Here is a 20,844-nt window from a genome sequence, read left to right as displayed (position 1 = left end):
CTTTTTTTAAGGTTGTGGGTTTATGTTTGTGGCATCTAGATTTGTATAGAATAGGATTATTCTATAATACGGTGTTTTAAGATATGGTTATGGTTGGGGGCACTGCCTCCAGCTATACTTTTGCCTCTTCTTTCCTGCAAACCTGCTTCAACAGAATTTCTATTCAAAAATGTGTATCTATGCAATTTCGTTTTCCTGTATGGATATACCTCTGCACTAGTTGTTCAGATCCTTTTATGTATTCATGAACAGATAAACGAAATTTCCAACCATTATTAACCTTAGTATGTATCACAGTAGCCTGTTCAAACGAATAGAGCACAGACAATCTGTGAGCATAAGCATTAACCCTTGTTCTTTTACTATGTTTGTACATTTTAGAAAAATTTCTTTTCTGATTGCATTGCTCCTATCTGTAAGTTCATGTGTGGTAGGTAAAAAAAAGTATGATGCTGAGGTTGCACTGAAAAAAACAGCACAACAGCAACTGGATGATGCCTTAAAGAAAATTGCTGCCTTACAGTCTGATACAAGTCAGTTAAATAACCAGCTCCAGTATGCACGACAGGAATTGAAAGGATTGCTGGACAATTATCAGCAGTTGGAAACCAAATACAAACAAGCCAACGAACAACTGGCTAACCGACAAAAGACAAATGACCAGTTGCGTACTGAGTTGAATCGTAGGGAAAAGGAGCTACAGGATAAGGAGGCAACCTTAGCTGAACGAGAAAAGTTGGTACAGGAATTACAGGACGCCATCCGTAAGAAGGAAGAAGCTTCAAAAGCATTGCTGGATCGTATTAAGGGTGCTCTCAGTGGATTTAACTCAGACGAGTTGTCCATTACGCTGAAAGATGGTTTGGTCTATGTATCTCTTTCGGATAAATTATTGTTTAAATCAGGTAAAACAGATGTAGATGCTAAAGGAAAGCAGGCACTTGGCCAATTGGCTACAGAACTTAATAAAAATCCGGACATACAGATTACCATAGAAGGACACACTGACAATGTACCAATCAAAACAGCTGTTTTTAATGACAACTGGGATTTGAGTGTAATGCGGGCAACTTCCATTGTGCGATTACTTACCAAAGAGTACGATGTAGATCCCCGTAGATTGACACCTTCCGGACGTAGTGAATACTTCCCGAAAGCAGCCAATACAACACCTGAAGGGAAAAGTCAGAATCGCCGTACTGAAATCATTCTTTCTCCTAAGCTGGATGAACTTTATCGGATATTGGAAGGAAAATAAATCATTCAGATATTGTAGAGAAATGCGGATACTCAGGTATAGATCCGCATTTTTTGTTTCATCCTTATACTTTTTTGAGGAACAATCTTTTTATTTGCTTGGGATTACCTAACACAATCCTAGTGAGCGAAGAAAATCAACACCCGGAGAGTCTATCATCAGACGAATCTGCCTCAGCTGCAGATGAAGAATCTACACCATTCAGAGAAAAATCTGTTTTTACCCGATTGATAAGTTTCCTGGAAGCAAGAACCAAACATGTAGCTTCTGAAAAGTGGCGTGAGCCAGTATTGCAGGCCGTTCCTCTTTGGATTGCTTCCTTGCTTATCGGATGTATTGCTGTTGGATATGCCAAATTGTTTACCTGGATAGAGCATTGGAGTAGTGGCTGGGTAGAGCAATATCCTTACCTGATATTTATTTTTGCTCCCGTTGCATTTCTACTTGGTTGGTGGATTGTACAACGATGGGCTCCCTTTGCCAGTGGAAGTGGAATACCGCAACTGATGGCCGCTATTGAGCTTTCCACCCCACGACGTTATAAAGAGGCTGGACGTTTTGTAAGTTTTCGGGTAATTGTAGTTAAGGTATTGAGTAGTATTTGTGTATTATTGGGTGGAGGTGCAATCGGGCGGGAAGGGCCAACCCTACAGATCGCAGGTTCTGTCTTTAATCTGGTCCATACATATTTGCCCAAACGCTGGCCTAATCTTTCTCAAAAACTCATGCTGATTACAGGTGGGGCAGCCGGATTGGCAGCTGCATTCAATACTCCATTGGGAGGGATTGTCTTTGTAGTAGAAGAATTAACTCGTACACATCTGGTCCATTTTCGGACTGCAATATTTACATCTGTAATTATTGCTGGTATGGCTGCACAATGGTTGTTGGGGCCATATTTGTATCTGGGATATCCCAAAGTACCCATTGCAGGTTTTTCATTTGTGTGGATAGTGTTACTAGCTAGTATAGCTTCTGGATTATTAGGAGCATTGTTCGGGCGAATTGCGTTTCTTATTTCCAAAGCAAAAAGAAGCTTAAAGACCAAATCTGCCCAGATTATGGTGGTACTAGCTTCTGGAGTGGCGTTTGCAGGAATGGTCTATCTGAGCAATATACAAAGTATGGGTTCAGGCAAAGAGGTAATGACTACCTTATTATTTGAAGGGCATAAAGAAAAAGAGTGGACGTTGCCATTAGTGCGCTTTATTGGGCCACTTCTAACCTATGCCAGTGGTGCAGCCGGAGGAATATTTGCTCCTTCACTTTCTGCTGGTGCTACCATAGGATATGTATTATCTGAATTACTAGGTTTGCCTCTGGAAAGCTATAATCTGATTATTCTGGTAAGTATGGTAGGCTTTCTGACAGGTGTAACTCGCTCTCCTTTTACATCTGCTATTCTTGTGCTCGAAATGACCGATCGGCATTCGGCTATTTTTCATCTTATGCTGGCAGGAATGGTAGCTTCTTTGGTCGCCTTGCTGATAGACAAAGAATCTTTCTATGAACGAATCAAAAAACAATATCTGCAAACGATATAACTATAATCGTTACCGTAGTCCGATCATGTTTGCAAACGCAAAGGCGAATATGAACTGACAGGATTTCGTAGATTTAGCAATTAAATACCCAATAGAATAGGTAAATTCAGGAAGGACAGATGATTACAGAGTTACTTTTTGTCTGCTGGGGAATTAATAGTAGAAATTCTCCTCAACATTTTCCGGACACCTATTGGTATGCAACAGCAACCTTCATTTAGTACACCTAAATCTGATCTGGACAGACTGACAATCTTTACGTTTTTGTGGGCTGTCGTTCGTTTTTTTCATCAGATCTCCTTTCCGGAATGGTATTACGAGCGTGAGTGGGAAGGAGTGTTAGTGATGTTGGTATTGGTTTTATGTCTGGTACGTCCGCAATCACTCACCCTACTTATAGCATTATTAACAACCAGTCTAGTCCGAACATTTATCTGGATGCCTTTTAATCCCAATCATATTCTCTTTGAATGGGTTGTGGATGCTGCAATTCTGATATGTATCCTGTTTGCAATTGTACAAAATAGGAACAGGAAAAATGAATTAGCATTTCGTAATGATCTATTCGATTCGTTTGCACCGATTGCACGAATAAGTATATGTATTCTATACTTCTTTGGCGTATTTCATAAGTTGAATACTGACTACCTGAAGATTCCGATTTCTTGTGGCGCTGTGCTTTTACAGGAGATTGCCGATAGAATGTATCCGATGGCGGTGGGTGATGTTCCCAAACTTATTGCCATGTGGGGAACACTGATTATTGAATCACTTATTCCTGTACTTCTTATTGGCACGAAAACACGAAAGTGGGGGATTTTGCTTGGGCTCGTCTTTCACTTTATGCTTTCTTTTCATCCACATAGGGGAATATACAGTTTTTCGTCATTGATGCTCGGTTATTTTAGTTTGTTTCTTCCTCAAAATGCCCCTCTTTTACTGAAGGAAAGCTATCTTTCTTTCAAAGCCAGATATATGCTTTTGCCTGGCTGGCAACGTTGGTTGATAGGTTTGGGAATTCCAACTGGGTTTGTAGCCTATCTGGGTTATATGCGAATGCATGTAACCAATGGATATGAAAATGTGATGCAGATAGGTTTTGTGTTGTGGTGTGCCTGGGCAATAGTAACATTACTTGTTTATATATTGGTTTTTATACCTGCCAAATGGGAGTTCACACCTTCTTTCTTTAAGCTACCGAGTCGTTGGGCTATTATGGTCTTTCTACTTTTACTTTTGAATGGCTTATCACCTTATCTGGGTTTTAAGACTCAGACAAGCTTTTCAATGTTCAGCAATCTCCGTACAGAAGGAGGAAAAACCAATCACCTACTGATGCCTAATGCAATAGTAACCCATCAATGGCAGGATGATCTGGTACAGATTACCCGGACAGATGCCCCTAATCTGTGTGATTTTGCAGATGGCAGAAGGATGCTTACCTATTTTGAATTACATCGGTTAGCCAGTGTAAATCAGCAGGATTTTTTTGTTGAGTACAAACAAGGCAATCAATCCAAAAAACTGATTGTAAAGAATGGGGTAAGCTCTGATCCGGAATTGACAACGCCTCTTTCTTTACTGAACTATAAGTTTATACGCTTTCGTCCTGTTTTTAAAGATACATGCTACTGTCAGCATTGATAGACTAGTTAGATTTTTCATTTAGCTCAAGTAAATAAAAATAGGTGTGTTATGAGTTATAACACACCTATTTTTATGAGAGAATCTATTGATAGGGGATTAGACTATTTTCAGTACCTGAGGACGGAATTCTGCCACTTTCAGTTGTGTATCATCCACATACCATACACAGGTAATCTCATCGGATGCAATACTTTTTACCTGCATCTCCGGACATGGAAAATCGGGGCAGTCATAGATAAGCTTTACCTTATCTCCAATGTGTAGTATATGTTTAAGGGCTGTCGCTGATACAGAGGTGATAGGAAATATCTCTTTCTGGATCTCCCGGCTGGAAGAAGCATTACCCAGTGCATTTTTTCTGCTATTGAGAATATTTAGTAAGGTTGCGAACATAGAATGTTGATTTTAACAGGTAAGGAAATCTTCGTATTTCTTTCTTAAAAGTGTGAAAAGTTAAAATATAAAACAATAAAATGCAATTATTTTTTCCTGTCTCCTTAAGCCTCTGTATTTGTTTGTAGTACAATCTGTAGTAAGTATATTGAGTAGAATATTGATATACAGAGCAATTGAAAATAATAATCCTCACAATAGGTCGCTCAGATCATAGAATTTTACATTTTTTTGCCCAATCTTAGATATTTATATCTTATCATGTAATCCTTGTACTTTCTGAGCAGATTTTATATAGCACCTTTGTGTTATCAATTTTAACACAAAGAAACATGATCACATTAAATGAAAAAGTAGTTTTGGTTACAGGAGCCTCCAGAGGTATAGGCGCTTCCCTGGCCCAGTCGTTTGCTGAAAACGGCGCAAAAGTTATTGTAAACTATGCAGGAAGTAAAGACGCTGCAGAAAAAGTAGTAGCCAATATTAAACAAAAAGGTGGAGATGCTATGGCTGTGCAGGCTGATGTTAGTAAGCCTGCGGATGTTAAAAACCTATTTGATACAGCGATTGCACAGTATGGCAGAATTGATGTCCTGGTGAATAATGCAGGAATCATGATTACAAAGACGATCAAGGATACAACAGATGAAGAGTTTGGCCGCCACTTTGATATCAATGTAAAAGGAGTTTTTAATACACTGAGAGAAGCCGCTACCCGGCTGTCTGATAATGGAAGTGTCATCAACTTTTCTACCTCTGTAAACCGGTTGATGTTGCCGGGATATGGAACCTATGTAGCTACCAAATCAGCTGTAGAACAACTGACCCGGATTTTTGCCAAAGAAGTAGGAGCAAGAGGGATCAATGTCAATTCTGTTTCGCCCGGACCTACTGATACAGAACTCTTCACCAACGGCAAATCAGAAGAGTTAATTAATCGCCTGGCATCCTTATCTGCATTTAATCGCATTGGCAAGCCAGAAGATATTGTCCCTATTGTATTGTTTCTGGCAAGTGATGAAGCCAAATGGATCAGTGCTCAGAATATAGGGGCTAACGGCGCTATGGCATAATTTCTCTGCTGATTCTCGTTTACATTCAATTCATACAAACTATGCATACCTTACAAAATAAAGTGGCTCTGATAACCGGATCCGCACGGGGATTGGGAAAAGCTATTGCAGAGCGATACGCAGCCCTGGGAGCTAATATTGTAATCAACTATTCAAAAGATAAAGTAGCAGCTGAAGAAGTCGTAAGTACTATTGCTGCTATGGGAGTAAAGGTAATAGCTGTGCAGGCCGATGTAAGCAAAGTAACAGAACTGGAACGGCTGTTTGAAGAAGCTAAAAAAGCTTTCGGGAAAATAGACATCGTAGTAGCCAATGCAGGTATTGAGCTGGTTGAGACTCCTGTCACTGAATTTACAGAAGAGCAATTTGACCGGGTATTTTCAATCAATACCAAAGGCTCTTATTTTACGCTGCAACAGGCTGCCCGCCATGTAGAAGATCATGGAAGAATTATTTACATCGCTTCCAGTACCACCTCTTTTCCTGTTCCAGGTATGGCCGTATATGGCGGCAGCAAAACAACACCCCGTTATCTGGTTGACATATTATCAAAAGAGATTGGACATCGGGGAGTTACTGTCAACTCCATTATACCCTTTGCTGTAGATCATGCCGGAATTTTTGCGGAGGCAGACAGTTACCCGGCTCTGCGTAAACAATTACTGGACAGCTGCCCGATGGGACGACTGGCGGAGGTAGAAGATGTAGCCAATGTCGCAGAGTTCTTTGCAAGCGATCTTTCTTCGTTTGTCAATGGACAACACCTGCTGGTGAATGGAGGGGCAACCAATTAGCCTTTATATCTTACCCTTACCCAGAGCAAATCTTGTTTTGCTCTGGGTAATAAACCCAAAAGTCATGATACTTAAAGTAGTTAATGCAATACTGATCCTGTTTGCTGTATATATGGGAATAAAACAGGGATGGGCTATGCTCACAGGAAAGCCTGAAATGCTGGATATGTTCAGAAAATGGAACGTTAACGAAACAGGATTATTGGTATATGGGGGAATAACATTACTTAGTGCCTTACTTATCCTCTATCCCAAAACGTTTTTGTGGGGAAATTTTCTGATGGCAGCAGCAATTCTGTTGCTTATTAGTCTGCATCTGCAGGATCGGAATCTGAAAGGGGTAGGAATTGAAATACCTTTTTTTCTGCTGAATCTGGTAATTATCTATCTGCAACATCCATTAGCCAAAATTCATTGATGTGAAAGCATTGATTTGTTCACTGGTTGGTATCCTGATATCAGTTACAGGATATTCTCAAAAAGTAGAGAAAAGGTCTCAACATACACAAATAGCTATGAATACTGATAAACTCACAAATACAATTGTACGAAAAGCCATAGAAGCTTTGCAGACAGGAGATAAAATGGCATGGTTTCCTTTGTTTACCGAACAAGCTGAACTTTTTGATGATGTTCATTCCATGAATTTCAAAAACTTTTTTGAGCAAGCGCTGGGGCATGAACGTTTTACCAGTATTGACAAAGTAGAAAATAATGGATTGGATATCTATGGAAAGTTCCATAGTGATCAATGGGGTGATTTTAAGACATATTTTAAGTTCCGGATCAATGCAGATGGGAAGATCAATCGTCTGGACATTGGGCAGGCACAGTATTGACCAGAAGGTGATTTCGTTTTCTTACAATTTTTAGTTATCGGGTGTGTCTAATTTTGAATCACTAAAACAATAAAAATTATGACGACATCCAACATCCCTTCGATTTTGATTACAGGCGCTACAGGTACCATTGGTAGCGAACTAGCCAGACAATTATCTGCTCAAGGTATACCTTTTCGGGCACTGGTACGATCTCTGGAAAATACACGGGAACTTGCCTCCTTGGCTGGAGCCGAACTAATAGTTGGTGATATGAGCAACGACAAAAGTATTGAAAAGGCTCTAACAGGTATAGAAAAAGCATTTCTGCTTACCAACTCAAGCGAACAGGCTGAACAGCTACAACTCAATTTTGTAGATAGTGCCATGCGGGCAGGTGTAAGACACATTGTCAAACTGTCTCAATTTGCTGCAGATGTAAATTCTCCTGTACGTTTTCTGCGGTATCATGCTGCAGTGGAGCAGAGAATCAAAGAGTCTGGAATAGACTATACTTTTCTACGGCCTAACCTATTCATGCAGGGATTGTTTGGTTTCAGAGAATCTATTGCAAAACAGAATAAATTTTTTGCATCAGTCGGAGAGTCTAAAATAAGTCTGGTAGATATACGGGACATTGCTGCTGTTGCTGCTAAAGCGTTAACAAACCCAAGACACGAAAGTAAGATATACAACCTGACAGGTCCTCAGGCATTGTCCCATCAAGAAATTGCGGAGTATCTTTCTCATGAATTAAAACGATCTATTCTGTTTATTAACGTTTCCCCTGAAGACATGCGAAATGCCCTGCTGTCTGTTGGTTTTCCGGAATGGCAGGCCGATGGTTTGATTGAAGACTATGCACACTATGCCCGGGGAGAGGCTTCTGCTATTTCTTCAGATATAGAAGTTATAACAGGCAAGTCTGCGCGGAGCTTTGACAACTTTGTGAAGGAGTATGCAAGCTTATTCTCCTGAAAAGAATGTGATGCATTCGTGATTATCTTCTGTTGGCAGAGATACCTCCGGGCAGAAGATGATTTATCTTTTATATTTTGTATTAGACTTTTGAAAAAATGTTTTTTTTGCAAAAAGGCTTTCTCTTACAAACGATATAGCATTTCTCAATATGTTTGGGAATGGCATTGGGTAATAGTTTGTATGCTGGACTGTCATTGTAAAACAAACATTCTTTACTTTAGGAATGAAAGAAGTAGAACAAAAGCTGATATATAATACACTAAGAGAGCAATATATTTCTTTAGATCTGCCTACAGACTCTATAGATGCTCAATCTGAATTTACCATACATAACCTAAAAGATATTCACAATCAATTACCCTATAAGTCACCTGTATACCGGACTAATTTTTTCTCATTTGTTTTTGTGAAAGAAGGCGCAGGTCAGTATACTACAGATGAACAGGTTTTTGTAACAGTACCGGGTACCATTTATTTTACCAATCCCGGACATTTTAAGTCATTTGAATGGCGAATACTGGAAGAAGTATACCTGATTACATTGAGCGAGGCTTTTCTGAAAGAAAATGTGCATGCAGATATATTTGAAGAGTTCCCTTTCCTGCTTGCAGAAACCGTTGCTCCAAGGGTATTGCCTCTTGATCAGTTTGCTGAATTTGAAACCTTATACCAGTTAATTCTAAAAGAATATACAGGTGGTTCACCATATAGAAATAAGATGATCGGTAATCTGTTTGTTGTATTGTTGTTAAAAATCAAAGATTACTTTTGGAACGATTACAACCCTATTTATGAGGGCAATCGAAGCTCTTATATTGTGAAGACCTTTAAACAGACATTGGAAAAACATTTTCGGGACTTAAGCAAAGGTCTGGTCGATAAACCGCTGAGAGTGCAGGATTATGCAGATGCACAAAATCTGCATCCCAACTATCTCAGTAATGTAATAAAGACGAAAACGGGGAAATCTATCAGCACCTGGATTACGGAAAAGACTATCACCGAAGCTAAGTCATTGCTACAAAATTCATCTGTGTCTGTTAAAGAAATTGCATTTTTGTTAGGATTTTCGGAGTCAACACACTTTAGTAATTACTTTAAAAAATACACACAGGTATCCCCAGTTGCTTATCGGAAGCAACACACTAGTACCTAACTGGAACTAACTATAAAAATGTGATGTCTGTGAATATAACCATTGGAAAACCACTGCCATGAATTTTCTACCCTTTGTTGATTCCCCTTTGCGGATACAACTTTCTTTTGAACCGGCTTTTGAACATCTGGAAAGAGTAGCTGCGGATTCGACAAATGATCATTCGGTTCGGGCAAAAAGGTTATTGGCAGATCTGGCCCCTTATCCGGAGTTGCGAACAGGACTTACAGACATCACTCAGATAACTGAGAATACGATACTCATTCAGCGGTTGCTGGCAGATTATTTTCCTCCCGAATTGACGCTGAATGAGATTAAGGCTGTTAGCCTTCCTTATACAAACATTGTCTTTAACCATAGTGAGCGATTTAAGAATATTCTGAAAGCCGCAGGGCCTGACTTTGAGATCAACATCCGGGATTTTGACGAACATCAGTTTTATATTCTGAGCTGCTGCTTGATTCTGAATGAGTTTTATGGTACTCAACTGGATTTTAGCAAACCTTTGTTTTACGATATCCCTACAGCAGAAGGTATCCTCAAGCATTATCGAATCTTATACAATGGAGATTTTCTGGAGGTATCACCCACTGAAAATGCCGTATTGTTATCTCAGGAAGACATTGAGCTGTTGATAAACAGCTATGATAATATATCTCTGTGGAAAGAAAAATTTCCGCAGGAATCCTGGCAAATCAGAGGCTTCGGTATCATGACCCTGTTTGATGCAACAGTTGAGAATGCAGTTTCCATATTTAAGGAAAAACTGCTGGGTATCAACTCTGTTGGTTTCCAGCAAAGCGTGGAATCTGTTTTTCGGTCAATCTTCCGTCTTTGGGATATCAAAATAGGATTTTCCTTTTTGAACCCTGATGAACATACACTGAACACAGATCCTTTTGGCCAGCAGATAGGTAGCTTTTTACTGGAAGACAACCAACCCAGAGAGATAACTGATCTCTTAGGCCAGGATATAGTACAAAACTTTTTAGAAAACAGATCGTATTTTGCCATATCCAATACCACTGATTTTCGAATAGCTAATCCGCATGCTTGCTGGATTAATCATCTGATTACTCAGGGAGTTCAAAGCATTATTCTTACCCCCGTTATTAAAAATGGTCTGTTCCTGGGAATTCTGGAAGTAGTGGCATTTAAGCCCCGCCAACTCAATAGTATCAATGCCAATAAACTGGATGTGGTCATGCCCTTTCTGACAGATACCATTGAGAGACTGGCAGCGGAATGGCAGAATCAGATACAAGCAGTAATTCAGACCAATTATACCACTATTCATAAAAGTGTATACTGGAAATTCAGGGCTGAAGCCGAGTCATTGATTTATAAACGCCAGTTAGGGATAAGTCATGCTCTGAATGAGATTGTTTTTCCGGAGGTGTATCCTCTCTATGGACAGATCGATATCAAAGGTTCATCAGAAGCACGTAATGCAAGTGTTCAAAAAGATTTGATCAAACAGATTAAGACACTATTGAATCTTTTTAAAAAGCTGGATGATCCCTTGTTTATCCATTCCTTTGTTAAAGAAGAGCAACAGCTACAGGACTATCTTACTGACTTGTCTATGCCATTGCGGGCTAGCACAGAACAATACATCAGTGGATATATTAGCCGTATACATACTCGTTTACGATTAATGAGTGAGACAGAAGCTAAGCCTTTGATTACAGAGTATTTTCGCAAGACAGATAGAGAGACAGGTAGTTTTCATATCTATCGCAGAAAGTATGAGAATACAATCCATCGTATTAATCAGGCATTAGCCGAACATATTGATATGAGACAAGTAGAGGCTCAGGATGTGTTTCCTCATTATTATGAACGCTTTAAGACAGATGGTATTGAGCATAATCTGTACATCGGACATTCAATCGCACCCAGGCAGGAGTTTGATACAAAGAAGTTATATGCTTTACGGTTATGGCAACTTCAGGTACTTTGTGAGATGGAGTCTATTCATCATGCTCAAATGCGGGAGTTACCCTATCCGTTGGCTGTTACTACTCTGATACTGGTATATAACTCAGCTATTTCCATTCGTTTTCGAATGGACGAAAAACGGTTTGACGTAGATGGAAGTTATAATGCACGATTTGAGATTATTAAGAAACGAATTGACAAAGCCTGTATCAAAGGTACGACTAACCGCATTACCCAGGTTGGTAAGATCACAATTGTCTACTCAAATTATGTAGAAGAGCAGGAATATTTACATTACATCAAAACACTGCAGGCTAGAAATATGCTGGCTGCGGAGATTGAACAATTTGAGGTAGAGGATTTGCAGGGAGTTTCCGGATTAAAAATGCTGAGGGCTACGATTCTTCATGCAAATGAATCATTGTAAAATCTATCCCGGTTGTATATAAAGCCAATCAAGCCATATAATTCGAGTTATATGGCTTGATTGGTCAATTGTATGTCATCTTTTTAGGCCCCAGTAAACCTAAGGCTTCATGGATAATTTCGATAAGTTGTTCAGAGTGAATCGCTTTATGGGTCTGTATTTTAAGCTGAATCAACGTGTCTTGCACAAAATTGCCTTCTACTCTAAATAATAATTGATCCAGTGCCCTGTTAACATGTGTCTTTACAATCTGTAACCGATGTGCTTGCCCTTCTGAAACTTCATGTTCAGCCCGGATCAAATCACACATATAACAAGCGTCAGCCCCGTTTTGTCTGTTTTCACTCTCCTTTTTAAAAGCCCATCGAATAAATTCTTCATACACCTTTCCATGTGTGTATGCTTTTTCAATAGCAGGGTCACTTCCCCAAAAAAAGTAATCATTGGTTTTCATTCGATATTCTTTCTTTTGTTTGTTGTGTGATAGTTTCCAGCTGGTTACAGGAGTCGGTAAAGCGTATTTAAACAAAATCTATACCACCGAGAGGAATGGGAACAGCAGCTTGTTTGTAATGATTGCTTCTAACTCTTCTGTTTACAAGAATTGTACTGACTTTCTTTATCGAAATAACAACATCTGTACAGTAGAAGGGATTTAAAAGCCTTGTATTGCCAACTACAAAGAAAATATAATAGATGTAATATATAGGTTTATAAAGTTTATAAACTACTCTCTACTGTTTTGTGAGATGTGGGAATAGTTTAACAGAAGTGAGGAAATAATAGGACATATGTATTGATCAGATTTATAAAGTGTTGGAGAGCTGGTAGTTTCTGAGGTAACCACATCATGGGAAAGGCCAGAGATAATCAAGGTGATTTTCTTGTAAAATAGCTGCAGAATAGAATTGTACAAAAGAAATAAGACAGGCCTTTTTTAAATACCCTCTGGCTTGTAAGCCTTTAGCCAGTGGTATTGAAAAAATTATAACAGAAAGATTAGTGTCTTCTTTGAGAGAGTACTTTTTTAGCTAAAGGTGCTTTCACAACCAGATGTGCCAGATATTTTGATAATAAGGCAAAAAGTGGGTACTTCATCGTATGAACAAGCACACTCTTACTCAAGCAGAAGCACGAAAAATAATTCTTCATGCAGCGGGACTATCCAAACAGGCTCAATTTGGAAAAGGCAAAGAAGCGGTTTATGATTTTATTGATCACCTAGGCTTTCTTCAACTGGATTCCAATTATGTAGTAGAACGAGCTCACCACCACGCCATTGCTGCACGTGTGCCAGACTACAGGCTTGAATGGCTTGATGAACTTCAGGCCGAAGGACGGATCTTTGAGTTCTGGACATACGCTGCTGGTTACATTCCTATGCATGATTTCAGATTTTCATTGCCCATAAAAGAAAGCTTTGCATCCAGAAGAGACAATATGACAAGAGCAGACGTATATCAGATGGAGAAAGTGCTGGATAGAGTTGGGAGAGAAGGCCCTTTGATGGCGCGTGATTTTGAGAATGACCGGGTCACGGAGAGTTCGGGATGGTGGGACTGGCGTCCGTCAAAGCTGGCATTGGAAAGATTGCATCTGGAAGGAAAGTTAATGGTGATGAAGAGAAAAGAGTTTCAGAAAGTATTTGACCTGCCAGAGAATTTACTTCCGGCAGACATTGATACAACACCACCTACTGCAGAAGAATTCGCAATACATCTTATTCTCCGTTCATTGAAAGCGTTAGGTGTTGCGTATCTGAAAGATATTGCATATCGGGGACGATATGTGAAAAACGCAATGAAAACAGAATTAAAAAAGCTGATTGAATCAGGAGAAGTATGTGAAGTAGAGGTTTCGGGCGTGACAGGTGCTACTCTTTATATGTTGTCAGAATATAAGAAAAGGAGTATCGACCTAGCAGAAGATACCTTTATTTTGTCACCATTTGACACATTGAACGTATACAGACATCGGTTACGAAGCTTTTTTAACTTTGACTACCAGGTAGAATGTTTTGTTCCCCAGGCAAAGCGTAAGTATGGATACTTTTCTCTTCCTGTGCTGATTGGTGATACATTTGTAGCCAGAATGGATTCAAAAGCAGATCGTAAAAAACGTATTTTGATGATTCACAATCTCCATTTTGAGCCTGTCACCTTAACTGATCCCATGATCTCAGGAATGAGTGAGGCACTCAAGGCTTTTGCTGCATTCAATCAATGTAAACAGATCGTGATCGCCAAAGCAAACGATGAACTATATAGAAAGGCTATTGAGGCCAAATTAGTTATATAGGTATCTTGCAGATCACTTTTCCGAGTAATGTAACTGTAAGATACAATGATACGTTATTTCACATTTTGCCTGTTCCTTTGAACAGGCATTTCTTTTTAATGATAAATGGACGAACTATCAGCCATTACTGAGTGTGCAATAGTATAGTTTTCATTCCAATAACCATTTTTATATTGAGAAATGCTCTATTTTTGAAGCGGAATATAAAAACTGACAAAACACCCATGCCATATACCTACGAATATCCTCGCCCATCTGTAACAGTAGATTGTATTCTGTTTGGATTTGATGAAGGAGAGTTGAAAATTTTGCTGATCCAGCGAGGTGGTGAACCTTTTAAAGGAATGTGGGCATTACCAGGAGGTTTTCTGGATATAGATTCAGATCCTTCTCTTGAATATGCGGCTAAGCGTGAACTGGAAGAAGAAACAGGATTGACAAATGTATTTATGGAACAGTTATATACCTTTGGAGATTCAGGGCGTGACCCTCGGGGTCGTACTGTTTCGGCTGCTTATTATGCATTGCTAAAATTATCGGATTATCAGAAAGTGCAGGCAGGGACAGATGCAGACAATGTACGTTGGTTTGGATTATCTGAAGTGCCTAAAGATCTGGCTTTTGATCATGAAAAAATTGTGGCAATGGCTATAGAACGCCTGAAAGGAAAAGTTCGTTACCAGCCCATTGGCTTTGAATTACTTCCGGAGAAATTTACATTGTCAGAACTACAGCACCTGTATGAGGCTGTACTGGGGGTAGAACTGGATAAGAGAAACTTTCGGAAGAAAATCCTGAAAATGGATTTACTTATCGGACTTGATGAAAAGCAGGAAGGCGTTGCTCACAGAGCTGCTCAACTTTTTAAATTTGATAAGAAACGTTACGAAGAACTAAAGGCCAAAGGCTTTAATTTTGAGGTATAAACGAAAACAAAAAGGAAAATCAGGAGTTTTGTCCTATTTTGCAACACAATCAGCCATCAAAGGGTAGTGTATCGGAGTGGTATCTGATATATAGCTCATTTTGTGTAATAAATCATTTATGAAAATACTCTCCGTTTTTGGTACTCGGCCTGAAGCCATTAAAATGGCTGTGCTGGTACAAAAACTCAATGCAAATCTAAACTTTACACATAAACTGTGTGTAACAGGCCAACATCGTGAACTTCTTGCTCAGGTTCTGGATATCTTCAAATTGAAACCTGATTATGATCTGGCTATTATGCAGCCGGGACAAGATCTTTCAGATATAACGAGCCGCATTCTGTTAAGTATTCGTTCTGTGTTTACCGAATTTCGTCCTGATCTGGTATTGGTACACGGTGATACAACTACCTGTTTTGCGACTACTTTAGCTGCTTTTTATGCTGGTATTCCTGTAGGACATGTAGAAGCAGGCTTACGCACAGGAAATTTACAAGCTCCTTTTCCAGAAGAGGCAAATCGGGTAATGGTTTCCCGACTCGCAACCTATCATTTTGCTCCAACACTCCGTAATGTAGAAGTCCTAAAAAAAGAAGGAGTTCCTTTCGATAATATACTTCAGACAGGCAATACAGTTATTGATGCTTTACTACAGATGGCAGGGCAGGTTACGCAACTTTCCGAAAAGTGGAAAGGCACTGCGTTAGAAAAAAGTATTCTTGAAAAACAGAAGATTCTCCTAGTAACAGGGCATCGCCGGGAAAATTTCGGACAAGGCTTTATTGAAATTTGTCAAGCATTGGCTACACTGGCGCAGAAGTATCCTCATCTGGAAATTTTGTATCCCGTACATCTGAATCCCAATGTGCAGAAGCCTGTTTACGAGATTATCGGAAACTTTCCGAATATTCATCTCGTAGAATCGCTTTCGTATGAAGATTTCATCTTTGTTATGAAAAATGCTTTTCTAATTCTGACAGATTCTGGCGGCGTGCAGGAGGAAGCTCCAGGACTTGGTAAACCTGTATTAGTAATGCGTGACACTACTGAACGACCTGAAGCTGTGGAGGCCGGAACGGTAAAACTGGTAGGAGCTAATGCTACGCGAATTATAGCCGGCGTGTCAGAATTACTGGAAGATGAAACTACCTATACACGAATGGCTCAATCAACAAATCCATATGGAGATGGCAAAGCCACCGAACGAATTATTACATTCCTGGAAACACTAGCTTCAAAAAAACAAGGATCGAATGACTAAACCCCGGTTACTATACATTTCTATCAACGATGGGTCTGACACACGCATTAACAAAGAAGTAAAGACATTATCCTCACAGTTTGATATTATCTACATTGGAATAGGCAAAAGTACAGAACAGTCATTTGTAAAAGAGTATTGTCGTCAGTTTCTGGTAGTAAAAGGACATCATAAAAGTCCTTTTGTTTTTCTGAAATATTATCTTCTCTTTTTGAGAGCATTTCTCTTTCGGCCATACCAGTCTATTCATGTTATCAATGAGAATCTCTTATTAATATTTTTTCCTTTTCTGTGGTGGAGTCGAAAAAAAATTGTACTGGATGTGTTTGATTCTATTTTTCTTCGTGCCAAAAATAAAAATACATGGCTGGCGTCTCTCTGTTACAAAACACCTAAAGTGATTATTGTCACAGATGATAACAGAAAGCAGTTATTGCCAACACCCTTTCATGGAAAGACTGTTGTGGTCGAGAATTATCCTTATCGGTTTAGAGAAGAAGTAAAGAAAATCAGTAACTCAGATGAATTACTGGTTTTTTATAATGGGTCTATGAGTAAAGTGCGTGGCACAGAGTTACTACTTCAGCTTCTGCGCCTTGATTCCGCATTAAAGGTTAAAATGGCGGGATGGGTATATGATGAAATGACAAAAGAATTATCCCAACATCCACAGGTTGAGTTTCTGGGTGTATTACCTCAACGTACTACTATGCAGGTAGCTTCTCAGTGTGATTATATATTATCTCTGTATGAGCCTATCAATGAGAATAATATTAATGCAAGCCCGAATAAAATATATGATGCTATCCAGGCTGGAACACCAGTAATTATTAATCAGGAAGTAAAAATATCAAGCTTTGTAAAAGACCATAATCTGGGATACATTATGTCATCCTTTTATGACTCAGATTACAAACAGATAATGAATGATTGGTTACGCTTAAAAAAATCCTATGTGTTTGATACACAACTTTTGGAGAAATTTACATGGGAGGCCGTTGAAGACAAATTATTGAAAGCACACCACTTCCGGATGAAATGAGAGAAAGAGCGCCTTCTTTGTATAATTACCTACTATTATGAAGATTCTTCTTTGTACCAATTCTTTTGAAAACGTTACTAATGGACCTGCCAAGTTTGCTAACCTGATTCTGGAGATCAATACATTGTATCCGGAACATGAGATACGCATAGTAACAGAGGATATCACAAAACCACATACAAATGTCTATCCTGTTGAGGTTCGGTTGCCTCGTTTTCTGAAGTTGCTGAGTCAGTTCTTTCGGATGTTTATTTATCACAATGCTGCACAAAAGATACAAAAGGAGTTTGCCTATGATGTGTTATTATATAATAATTCGTTCATTGGCCTGTGGAGTGCGATAGTTTCCAAAGAGCCTACCGTTGGGATGATCAATGATGATAACAACATCATTATTGGTTGGAGTAATTTCAAAGCTAACTCAATGTGGTTGAAACGGTTTTTATTTCGGAAGTGCGAAAAGTTATCCGTGAAGTATCATCAGCATATCCTAACCAACTCTGATTTCTTGACTGAGAAGGTGATTGCTGCTTATGGTCATCCTCAAAAAGTGACGCGTTTATATAAATCGATTGATTTATCCAAAAATAAGTTTCAGGCCGATCGTCCGTTTTTGCTGCCAATCCGTATATTATTTGTTAAGGCAGATTTTAAGCGAGGAAATTTACAAACACTGACAGATGCATTAGCTTTGCTGGACAGATTTAGATTTCTGGTTACTGTTGTAGGACCAGAAGAGAGATTTAAACCATTGATTGAATCTTATTTTATTGGAAAAAGCAATCTGCAACTAGACTGGAAGGGAGAGCAATCACCAGACAATGTCAAACAGCTGATGTATGAATGTGATATCTTCTGTGTACCTGCCCTGCAGGAAGCACTAGGTGTTGCTAACATAGAAGCTCTGGCATGTGGCCTACCTGTTGTAAGTACTGCTGTTGGTGGTATTCCGGAAGTACTGGATCATGGAAAAAATGGTTGGCTTGTATCACCGGGCAACCCTAATGAATTATCACAGGTTATCGAGAATTGTATTACTGCTATTGAGCAGCGTAAGGATAAAGTGAGTAATGGAGAAAGCTTTGTTAAGAAGTTTTCCAAATATGTGATGTATCAGGAACTATTAGCCATTTTACAAGATGTTATCAGCCACTATACCTATAGAAACGCCTCAGAAAGAACTTCTTCAGGCTCCTAAGAATGACTGGAATTGGAAGCTTTTTGTTATAAATATTAGTTCAGTGGTAATCTCTTATTGGCTTGCAGGTCTCACAGGGATGGTATCCAATAGTATTACAAAGCCTTTGCGTATTGTGTTGTTGGTAGGTTCCCTTTATTACTTGTTTTCAATGACAAGGAAGCAGATCTTTGGTGTTAAAGGAGGAAACTCCTGGCAGATGTGGGTCTTTATTCTACTGAATATATATGTAATACCCTTCAGTTTCAATTTTTTCTCGTCTTTTGAAAAATTCTTTAACCTTATTCCTTTCCTGATATATATCAATTATAGTATTCTTTACCTCTATAGAAATATAGATAAAGAAGATTTACTTATACTGATTCTTCGTGTATTTAATCTTGTTTATGGATTTCCAGTTATTGCATTTTTATTCTCAGGCAGTTTAGGCGAAAAAGATATTTATGGGGATTCTGTTGGTGGTTTTGCTAACAACCATTATGGATGGGCTTGTGCTATGTTTTTGCTAACAAGTTTGGACCTCTACAGGAATGATTCTTCCCTTTCAAATAAACATCTTTGGTTTATTCGTATTCTAACTCCACTTGCAATTATATTGTTATCAATTAGTGGCTCCAGGAGTGGATACCTTACATTTTCTTTGGGATTTCTAATTTTTATATTGCGAAACTCTAATACACATCTTGCCATCAAATTATTCTCCGTTTTATTAGTTTTCTTGCTAATTTTTCAACTCTATGGTGATCCGGAATCAGCATTAAATAAACGATTAAATAAGACAGAAAAACAATTAAAGGAAGGAGAATCGCGAGAGAAATTAGCTAATCTTTGTTTTGAATCTATGAGTAATTATCCAGAAACTATGCTTACAGGATTCGGATTTTATTCATTCAAAGAAGCTTTGTTAAGACTTAATCCCAATTATAATCCGAGAAAGTTAAAAATCAATCTGCATAACTCTTATTATGAGCTTCTTTTTGGAAGCGGATATTTGATATTTGTATTCTTTATGGTCTTTTTTCCCTTGCGGACTATTTGGATCTTTGCACTTAAACATTCTTCTAAATATGTGTTTTTGCCTCCTGTGATTTTAATTCCACTCTTTGAGAATAATTTTAATCCAGGACAGTTTATGTTCTTTCCTTGGTTTGTTATCATGTTCTATTATTTACATTACTCAGAGACTCAGATTCCAATTTATCTAAAATAAAAACAACAGATCTGTGTAATATATACTATGAATTTTAAATTAATAATCTCTAGATACTGAATACATGATAGGTATAGTAATACCCTGTTATAATGAAGCGAGTCGTCTAAAAGTTACAGAATTTGTTCAGTTTAATAAAGAACATATGGATTATGTTCTTTGCTTTGTAAATGATGGGAGCAAAGATAATACCTTACAACAACTTGAAACATTAAAAAAGGCTTGTAGGTACCCTGAAAGGATAGAGATAGTCACATTATCTCAAAATTCAGGAAAAGCAGAAGCTGTACGTACTGGAATTAATAATTTATTGAATATGGTAAATATTCAGTATATAGGATATCTTGATGCTGATCTTTCAACATCGCTGGAAGAATACACATACGTTGTAGATTATTTGTCTAACAATTCTGTTTTTTCGATTGTATGCGGATCCCGTATCAAACGTATGGGTGCAGACATAAGCAGAGAGACTTATCGTCATTATATAGGCCGTTTTATTGCCACACTGATTAGTACCATACTCAGGATGCCTTTTTATGACACACAATGTGGTGCAAAAGTGTTTACACGTAATTTGGCAGAGTTCTGTTTTTCTAAGCCATTTGTAAGTAAGTGGTTGTTTGACGTAGAAATCTTTCTGCGAATGAAGATTCACTATGGTGCAGCAAATGTGCAGCAATTAATCTATGAATATCCTTTACAACGATGGATACATGCAGATGGGTCAAAAATTGGTTTGAAAGATGTGTTTTATACACCTCTACAACTTTTGCATATATCAAACCATTATAATCTTTTTAAAAGATACAAGGTGGAGAAATCATTGAACAGTAAAAGATCTGAAGAATCTATTTGAAATTTATATACATGTATT

Annotated in this window: 19 protein-coding genes; 17 read left to right on the top strand and 2 right to left on the bottom strand. The window is 38.5% G+C overall.

Annotated elements, in window-relative coordinates; all coding sequences use genetic code 11:
* Positions 1-364 precede the first annotated feature (364 nt).
* The 3 genes from QNI22_RS26950 (at position 365) to QNI22_RS26940 (ending at position 4,446) form a co-directional block, all read left to right on the top strand.
* Positions 365-1,258, top strand: a complete 894-nt coding sequence (locus QNI22_RS26950; protein WP_314515547.1) for an OmpA family protein — start codon at positions 365-367, stop codon at positions 1,256-1,258.
* A gap of 122 nt (positions 1,259-1,380) precedes the next feature.
* Positions 1,381-2,802, top strand: a complete 1,422-nt coding sequence (locus QNI22_RS26945) for a chloride channel protein (RefSeq protein ID WP_314515545.1) — start codon at positions 1,381-1,383, stop codon at positions 2,800-2,802.
* 198 nt (positions 2,803-3,000) lie between these two features.
* Positions 3,001-4,446: an HTTM domain-containing protein gene (locus tag QNI22_RS26940; protein WP_314515542.1), complete on the top strand. Its 1,446-nt coding sequence runs from the start codon at positions 3,001-3,003 to the stop codon at positions 4,444-4,446.
* 99 nt (positions 4,447-4,545) lie between these two features.
* Here QNI22_RS26940 and QNI22_RS26935 read toward each other — a convergent pair whose 3' ends face one another.
* Positions 4,546-4,842: a hypothetical protein gene (locus QNI22_RS26935; RefSeq protein WP_314003032.1), complete on the bottom strand. Its 297-nt coding sequence runs from the start codon at positions 4,840-4,842 to the stop codon at positions 4,546-4,548.
* A gap of 332 nt (positions 4,843-5,174) precedes the next feature.
* On the opposite strand from QNI22_RS26935, the gene QNI22_RS26930 reads away from it, so the two are divergent.
* The 7 genes from QNI22_RS26930 (at position 5,175) to QNI22_RS26900 (ending at position 12,032) form a co-directional block, all read left to right on the top strand.
* Positions 5,175-5,915 carry an SDR family oxidoreductase gene (locus QNI22_RS26930; protein WP_314515538.1) on the top strand — a complete coding sequence of 247 codons (741 nt, stop codon included), beginning with the start codon at positions 5,175-5,177 and terminating at the stop codon, positions 5,913-5,915.
* A 41-nt stretch (positions 5,916-5,956) separates the two neighbouring features.
* A complete protein-coding gene (locus QNI22_RS26925; RefSeq protein ID WP_314515535.1) occupies positions 5,957-6,709 on the top strand; it encodes an SDR family oxidoreductase in 753 nt (250 codons plus the stop codon).
* Positions 6,710-6,773: 64 nt separating this feature from the next.
* Entirely contained in the window at positions 6,774-7,127 is a 354-nt protein-coding gene (locus QNI22_RS26920) for a hypothetical protein (RefSeq protein WP_314515533.1), read from the top strand.
* A 1-nt stretch (position 7,128) separates the two neighbouring features.
* Positions 7,129-7,548, top strand: coding sequence for a hypothetical protein (locus tag QNI22_RS26915; protein ID WP_314515531.1), 420 nt, complete (start codon positions 7,129-7,131; stop codon positions 7,546-7,548).
* A 78-nt stretch (positions 7,549-7,626) separates the two neighbouring features.
* The gene (locus tag QNI22_RS26910) at positions 7,627-8,505 is read left to right on the top strand and encodes an SDR family oxidoreductase (RefSeq protein ID WP_314515530.1); all 879 of its coding nucleotides are present in this window, start codon (positions 7,627-7,629) and stop codon (positions 8,503-8,505) included.
* Between the two features lie 226 nt (positions 8,506-8,731).
* A complete protein-coding gene (locus QNI22_RS26905) occupies positions 8,732-9,664 on the top strand; it encodes an AraC family transcriptional regulator (RefSeq protein WP_314515528.1) in 933 nt (310 codons plus the stop codon).
* 58 nt (positions 9,665-9,722) lie between these two features.
* The gene (locus QNI22_RS26900) at positions 9,723-12,032 is read left to right on the top strand and encodes a hypothetical protein (protein ID WP_314515525.1); all 2,310 of its coding nucleotides are present in this window, start codon (positions 9,723-9,725) and stop codon (positions 12,030-12,032) included.
* Positions 12,033-12,096: 64 nt separating this feature from the next.
* On the opposite strand, the gene QNI22_RS26895 is transcribed toward QNI22_RS26900, so the two are convergent.
* The gene (locus tag QNI22_RS26895; RefSeq protein ID WP_314515523.1) at positions 12,097-12,561 is read right to left on the bottom strand and encodes a hypothetical protein; all 465 of its coding nucleotides are present in this window, start codon (positions 12,559-12,561) and stop codon (positions 12,097-12,099) included.
* 572 nt (positions 12,562-13,133) lie between these two features.
* On the opposite strand from QNI22_RS26895, the gene QNI22_RS26890 reads away from it, so the two are divergent.
* The 7 genes from QNI22_RS26890 (at position 13,134) to QNI22_RS26860 (ending at position 20,826) form a co-directional block, all read left to right on the top strand.
* Positions 13,134-14,330, top strand: coding sequence for a winged helix-turn-helix domain-containing protein (locus QNI22_RS26890; RefSeq protein ID WP_314515521.1), 1,197 nt, complete (start codon positions 13,134-13,136; stop codon positions 14,328-14,330).
* A gap of 224 nt (positions 14,331-14,554) precedes the next feature.
* Positions 14,555-15,256 (top strand): NUDIX hydrolase, encoded by a 702-nt coding sequence (locus QNI22_RS26885; RefSeq protein WP_314515518.1) that lies wholly within the window; start codon positions 14,555-14,557, stop codon positions 15,254-15,256.
* A gap of 118 nt (positions 15,257-15,374) precedes the next feature.
* A complete protein-coding gene (wecB, locus tag QNI22_RS26880; protein WP_314515515.1) occupies positions 15,375-16,517 on the top strand; it encodes a non-hydrolyzing UDP-N-acetylglucosamine 2-epimerase in 1,143 nt (380 codons plus the stop codon).
* On the top strand, positions 16,510-17,559 hold the full coding sequence (locus tag QNI22_RS26875; RefSeq protein ID WP_314515513.1) for a glycosyltransferase: 1,050 nt from the start codon (positions 16,510-16,512) through the stop codon (positions 17,557-17,559). The genes wecB and QNI22_RS26875 overlap by 8 nt, the downstream gene beginning before the upstream one ends.
* A 37-nt stretch (positions 17,560-17,596) precedes the next feature.
* Positions 17,597-18,757, top strand: a complete 1,161-nt coding sequence (locus QNI22_RS26870) for a glycosyltransferase family 4 protein (protein ID WP_314515511.1) — start codon at positions 17,597-17,599, stop codon at positions 18,755-18,757.
* On the top strand, positions 18,699-19,967 hold the full coding sequence (locus tag QNI22_RS26865) for an O-antigen ligase family protein (RefSeq protein ID WP_314515509.1): 1,269 nt from the start codon (positions 18,699-18,701) through the stop codon (positions 19,965-19,967). The genes QNI22_RS26870 and QNI22_RS26865 overlap by 59 nt, the downstream gene beginning before the upstream one ends.
* A gap of 64 nt (positions 19,968-20,031) precedes the next feature.
* The gene (locus QNI22_RS26860; RefSeq protein ID WP_314515507.1) at positions 20,032-20,826 is read left to right on the top strand and encodes a glycosyltransferase; all 795 of its coding nucleotides are present in this window, start codon (positions 20,032-20,034) and stop codon (positions 20,824-20,826) included.
* Positions 20,827-20,844 lie beyond the last annotated feature (18 nt).

It is taken from the genome of Xanthocytophaga agilis (genome assembly GCF_030068605.1).
GTDB classification, from domain to species: domain Bacteria; phylum Bacteroidota; class Bacteroidia; order Cytophagales; family 172606-1; genus Xanthocytophaga; species Xanthocytophaga agilis.
The sequence above is the reverse complement of the archived record's forward strand: the minus strand, read 5'-3'. Positions and strand labels throughout refer to the sequence as shown.

Coding starts and splice junctions, on each gene's coding strand:
- QNI22_RS26875 (WP_314515513.1), top strand. CDS start 16,510: ATGACTAAACCCCGGTTACTATACATTTCTATCAACGATGGGTCTGAC.
- QNI22_RS26860 (WP_314515507.1), top strand. CDS start 20,032: ATGATAGGTATAGTAATACCCTGTTATAATGAAGCGAGTCGTCTAAAA.
- QNI22_RS26925 (WP_314515535.1), top strand. CDS start 5,957: ATGCATACCTTACAAAATAAAGTGGCTCTGATAACCGGATCCGCACGG.
- QNI22_RS26905 (WP_314515528.1), top strand. CDS start 8,732: ATGAAAGAAGTAGAACAAAAGCTGATATATAATACACTAAGAGAGCAA.
- wecB (WP_314515515.1), top strand. CDS start 15,375: ATGAAAATACTCTCCGTTTTTGGTACTCGGCCTGAAGCCATTAAAATG.
- QNI22_RS26885 (WP_314515518.1), top strand. CDS start 14,555: ATGCCATATACCTACGAATATCCTCGCCCATCTGTAACAGTAGATTGT.
- QNI22_RS26870 (WP_314515511.1), top strand. CDS start 17,597: ATGAAGATTCTTCTTTGTACCAATTCTTTTGAAAACGTTACTAATGGA.
- QNI22_RS26930 (WP_314515538.1), top strand. CDS start 5,175: ATGATCACATTAAATGAAAAAGTAGTTTTGGTTACAGGAGCCTCCAGA.
- QNI22_RS26935 (WP_314003032.1), bottom strand. CDS start 4,842: ATGTTCGCAACCTTACTAAATATTCTCAATAGCAGAAAAAATGCACTG.
- QNI22_RS26910 (WP_314515530.1), top strand. CDS start 7,627: ATGACGACATCCAACATCCCTTCGATTTTGATTACAGGCGCTACAGGT.
- QNI22_RS26940 (WP_314515542.1), top strand. CDS start 3,001: ATGCAACAGCAACCTTCATTTAGTACACCTAAATCTGATCTGGACAGA.
- QNI22_RS26920 (WP_314515533.1), top strand. CDS start 6,774: ATGATACTTAAAGTAGTTAATGCAATACTGATCCTGTTTGCTGTATAT.
- QNI22_RS26890 (WP_314515521.1), top strand. CDS start 13,134: ATGAACAAGCACACTCTTACTCAAGCAGAAGCACGAAAAATAATTCTT.
- QNI22_RS26865 (WP_314515509.1), top strand. CDS start 18,699: ATGTTATCAGCCACTATACCTATAGAAACGCCTCAGAAAGAACTTCTT.
- QNI22_RS26950 (WP_314515547.1), top strand. CDS start 365: ATGTTTGTACATTTTAGAAAAATTTCTTTTCTGATTGCATTGCTCCTA.
- QNI22_RS26900 (WP_314515525.1), top strand. CDS start 9,723: ATGAATTTTCTACCCTTTGTTGATTCCCCTTTGCGGATACAACTTTCT.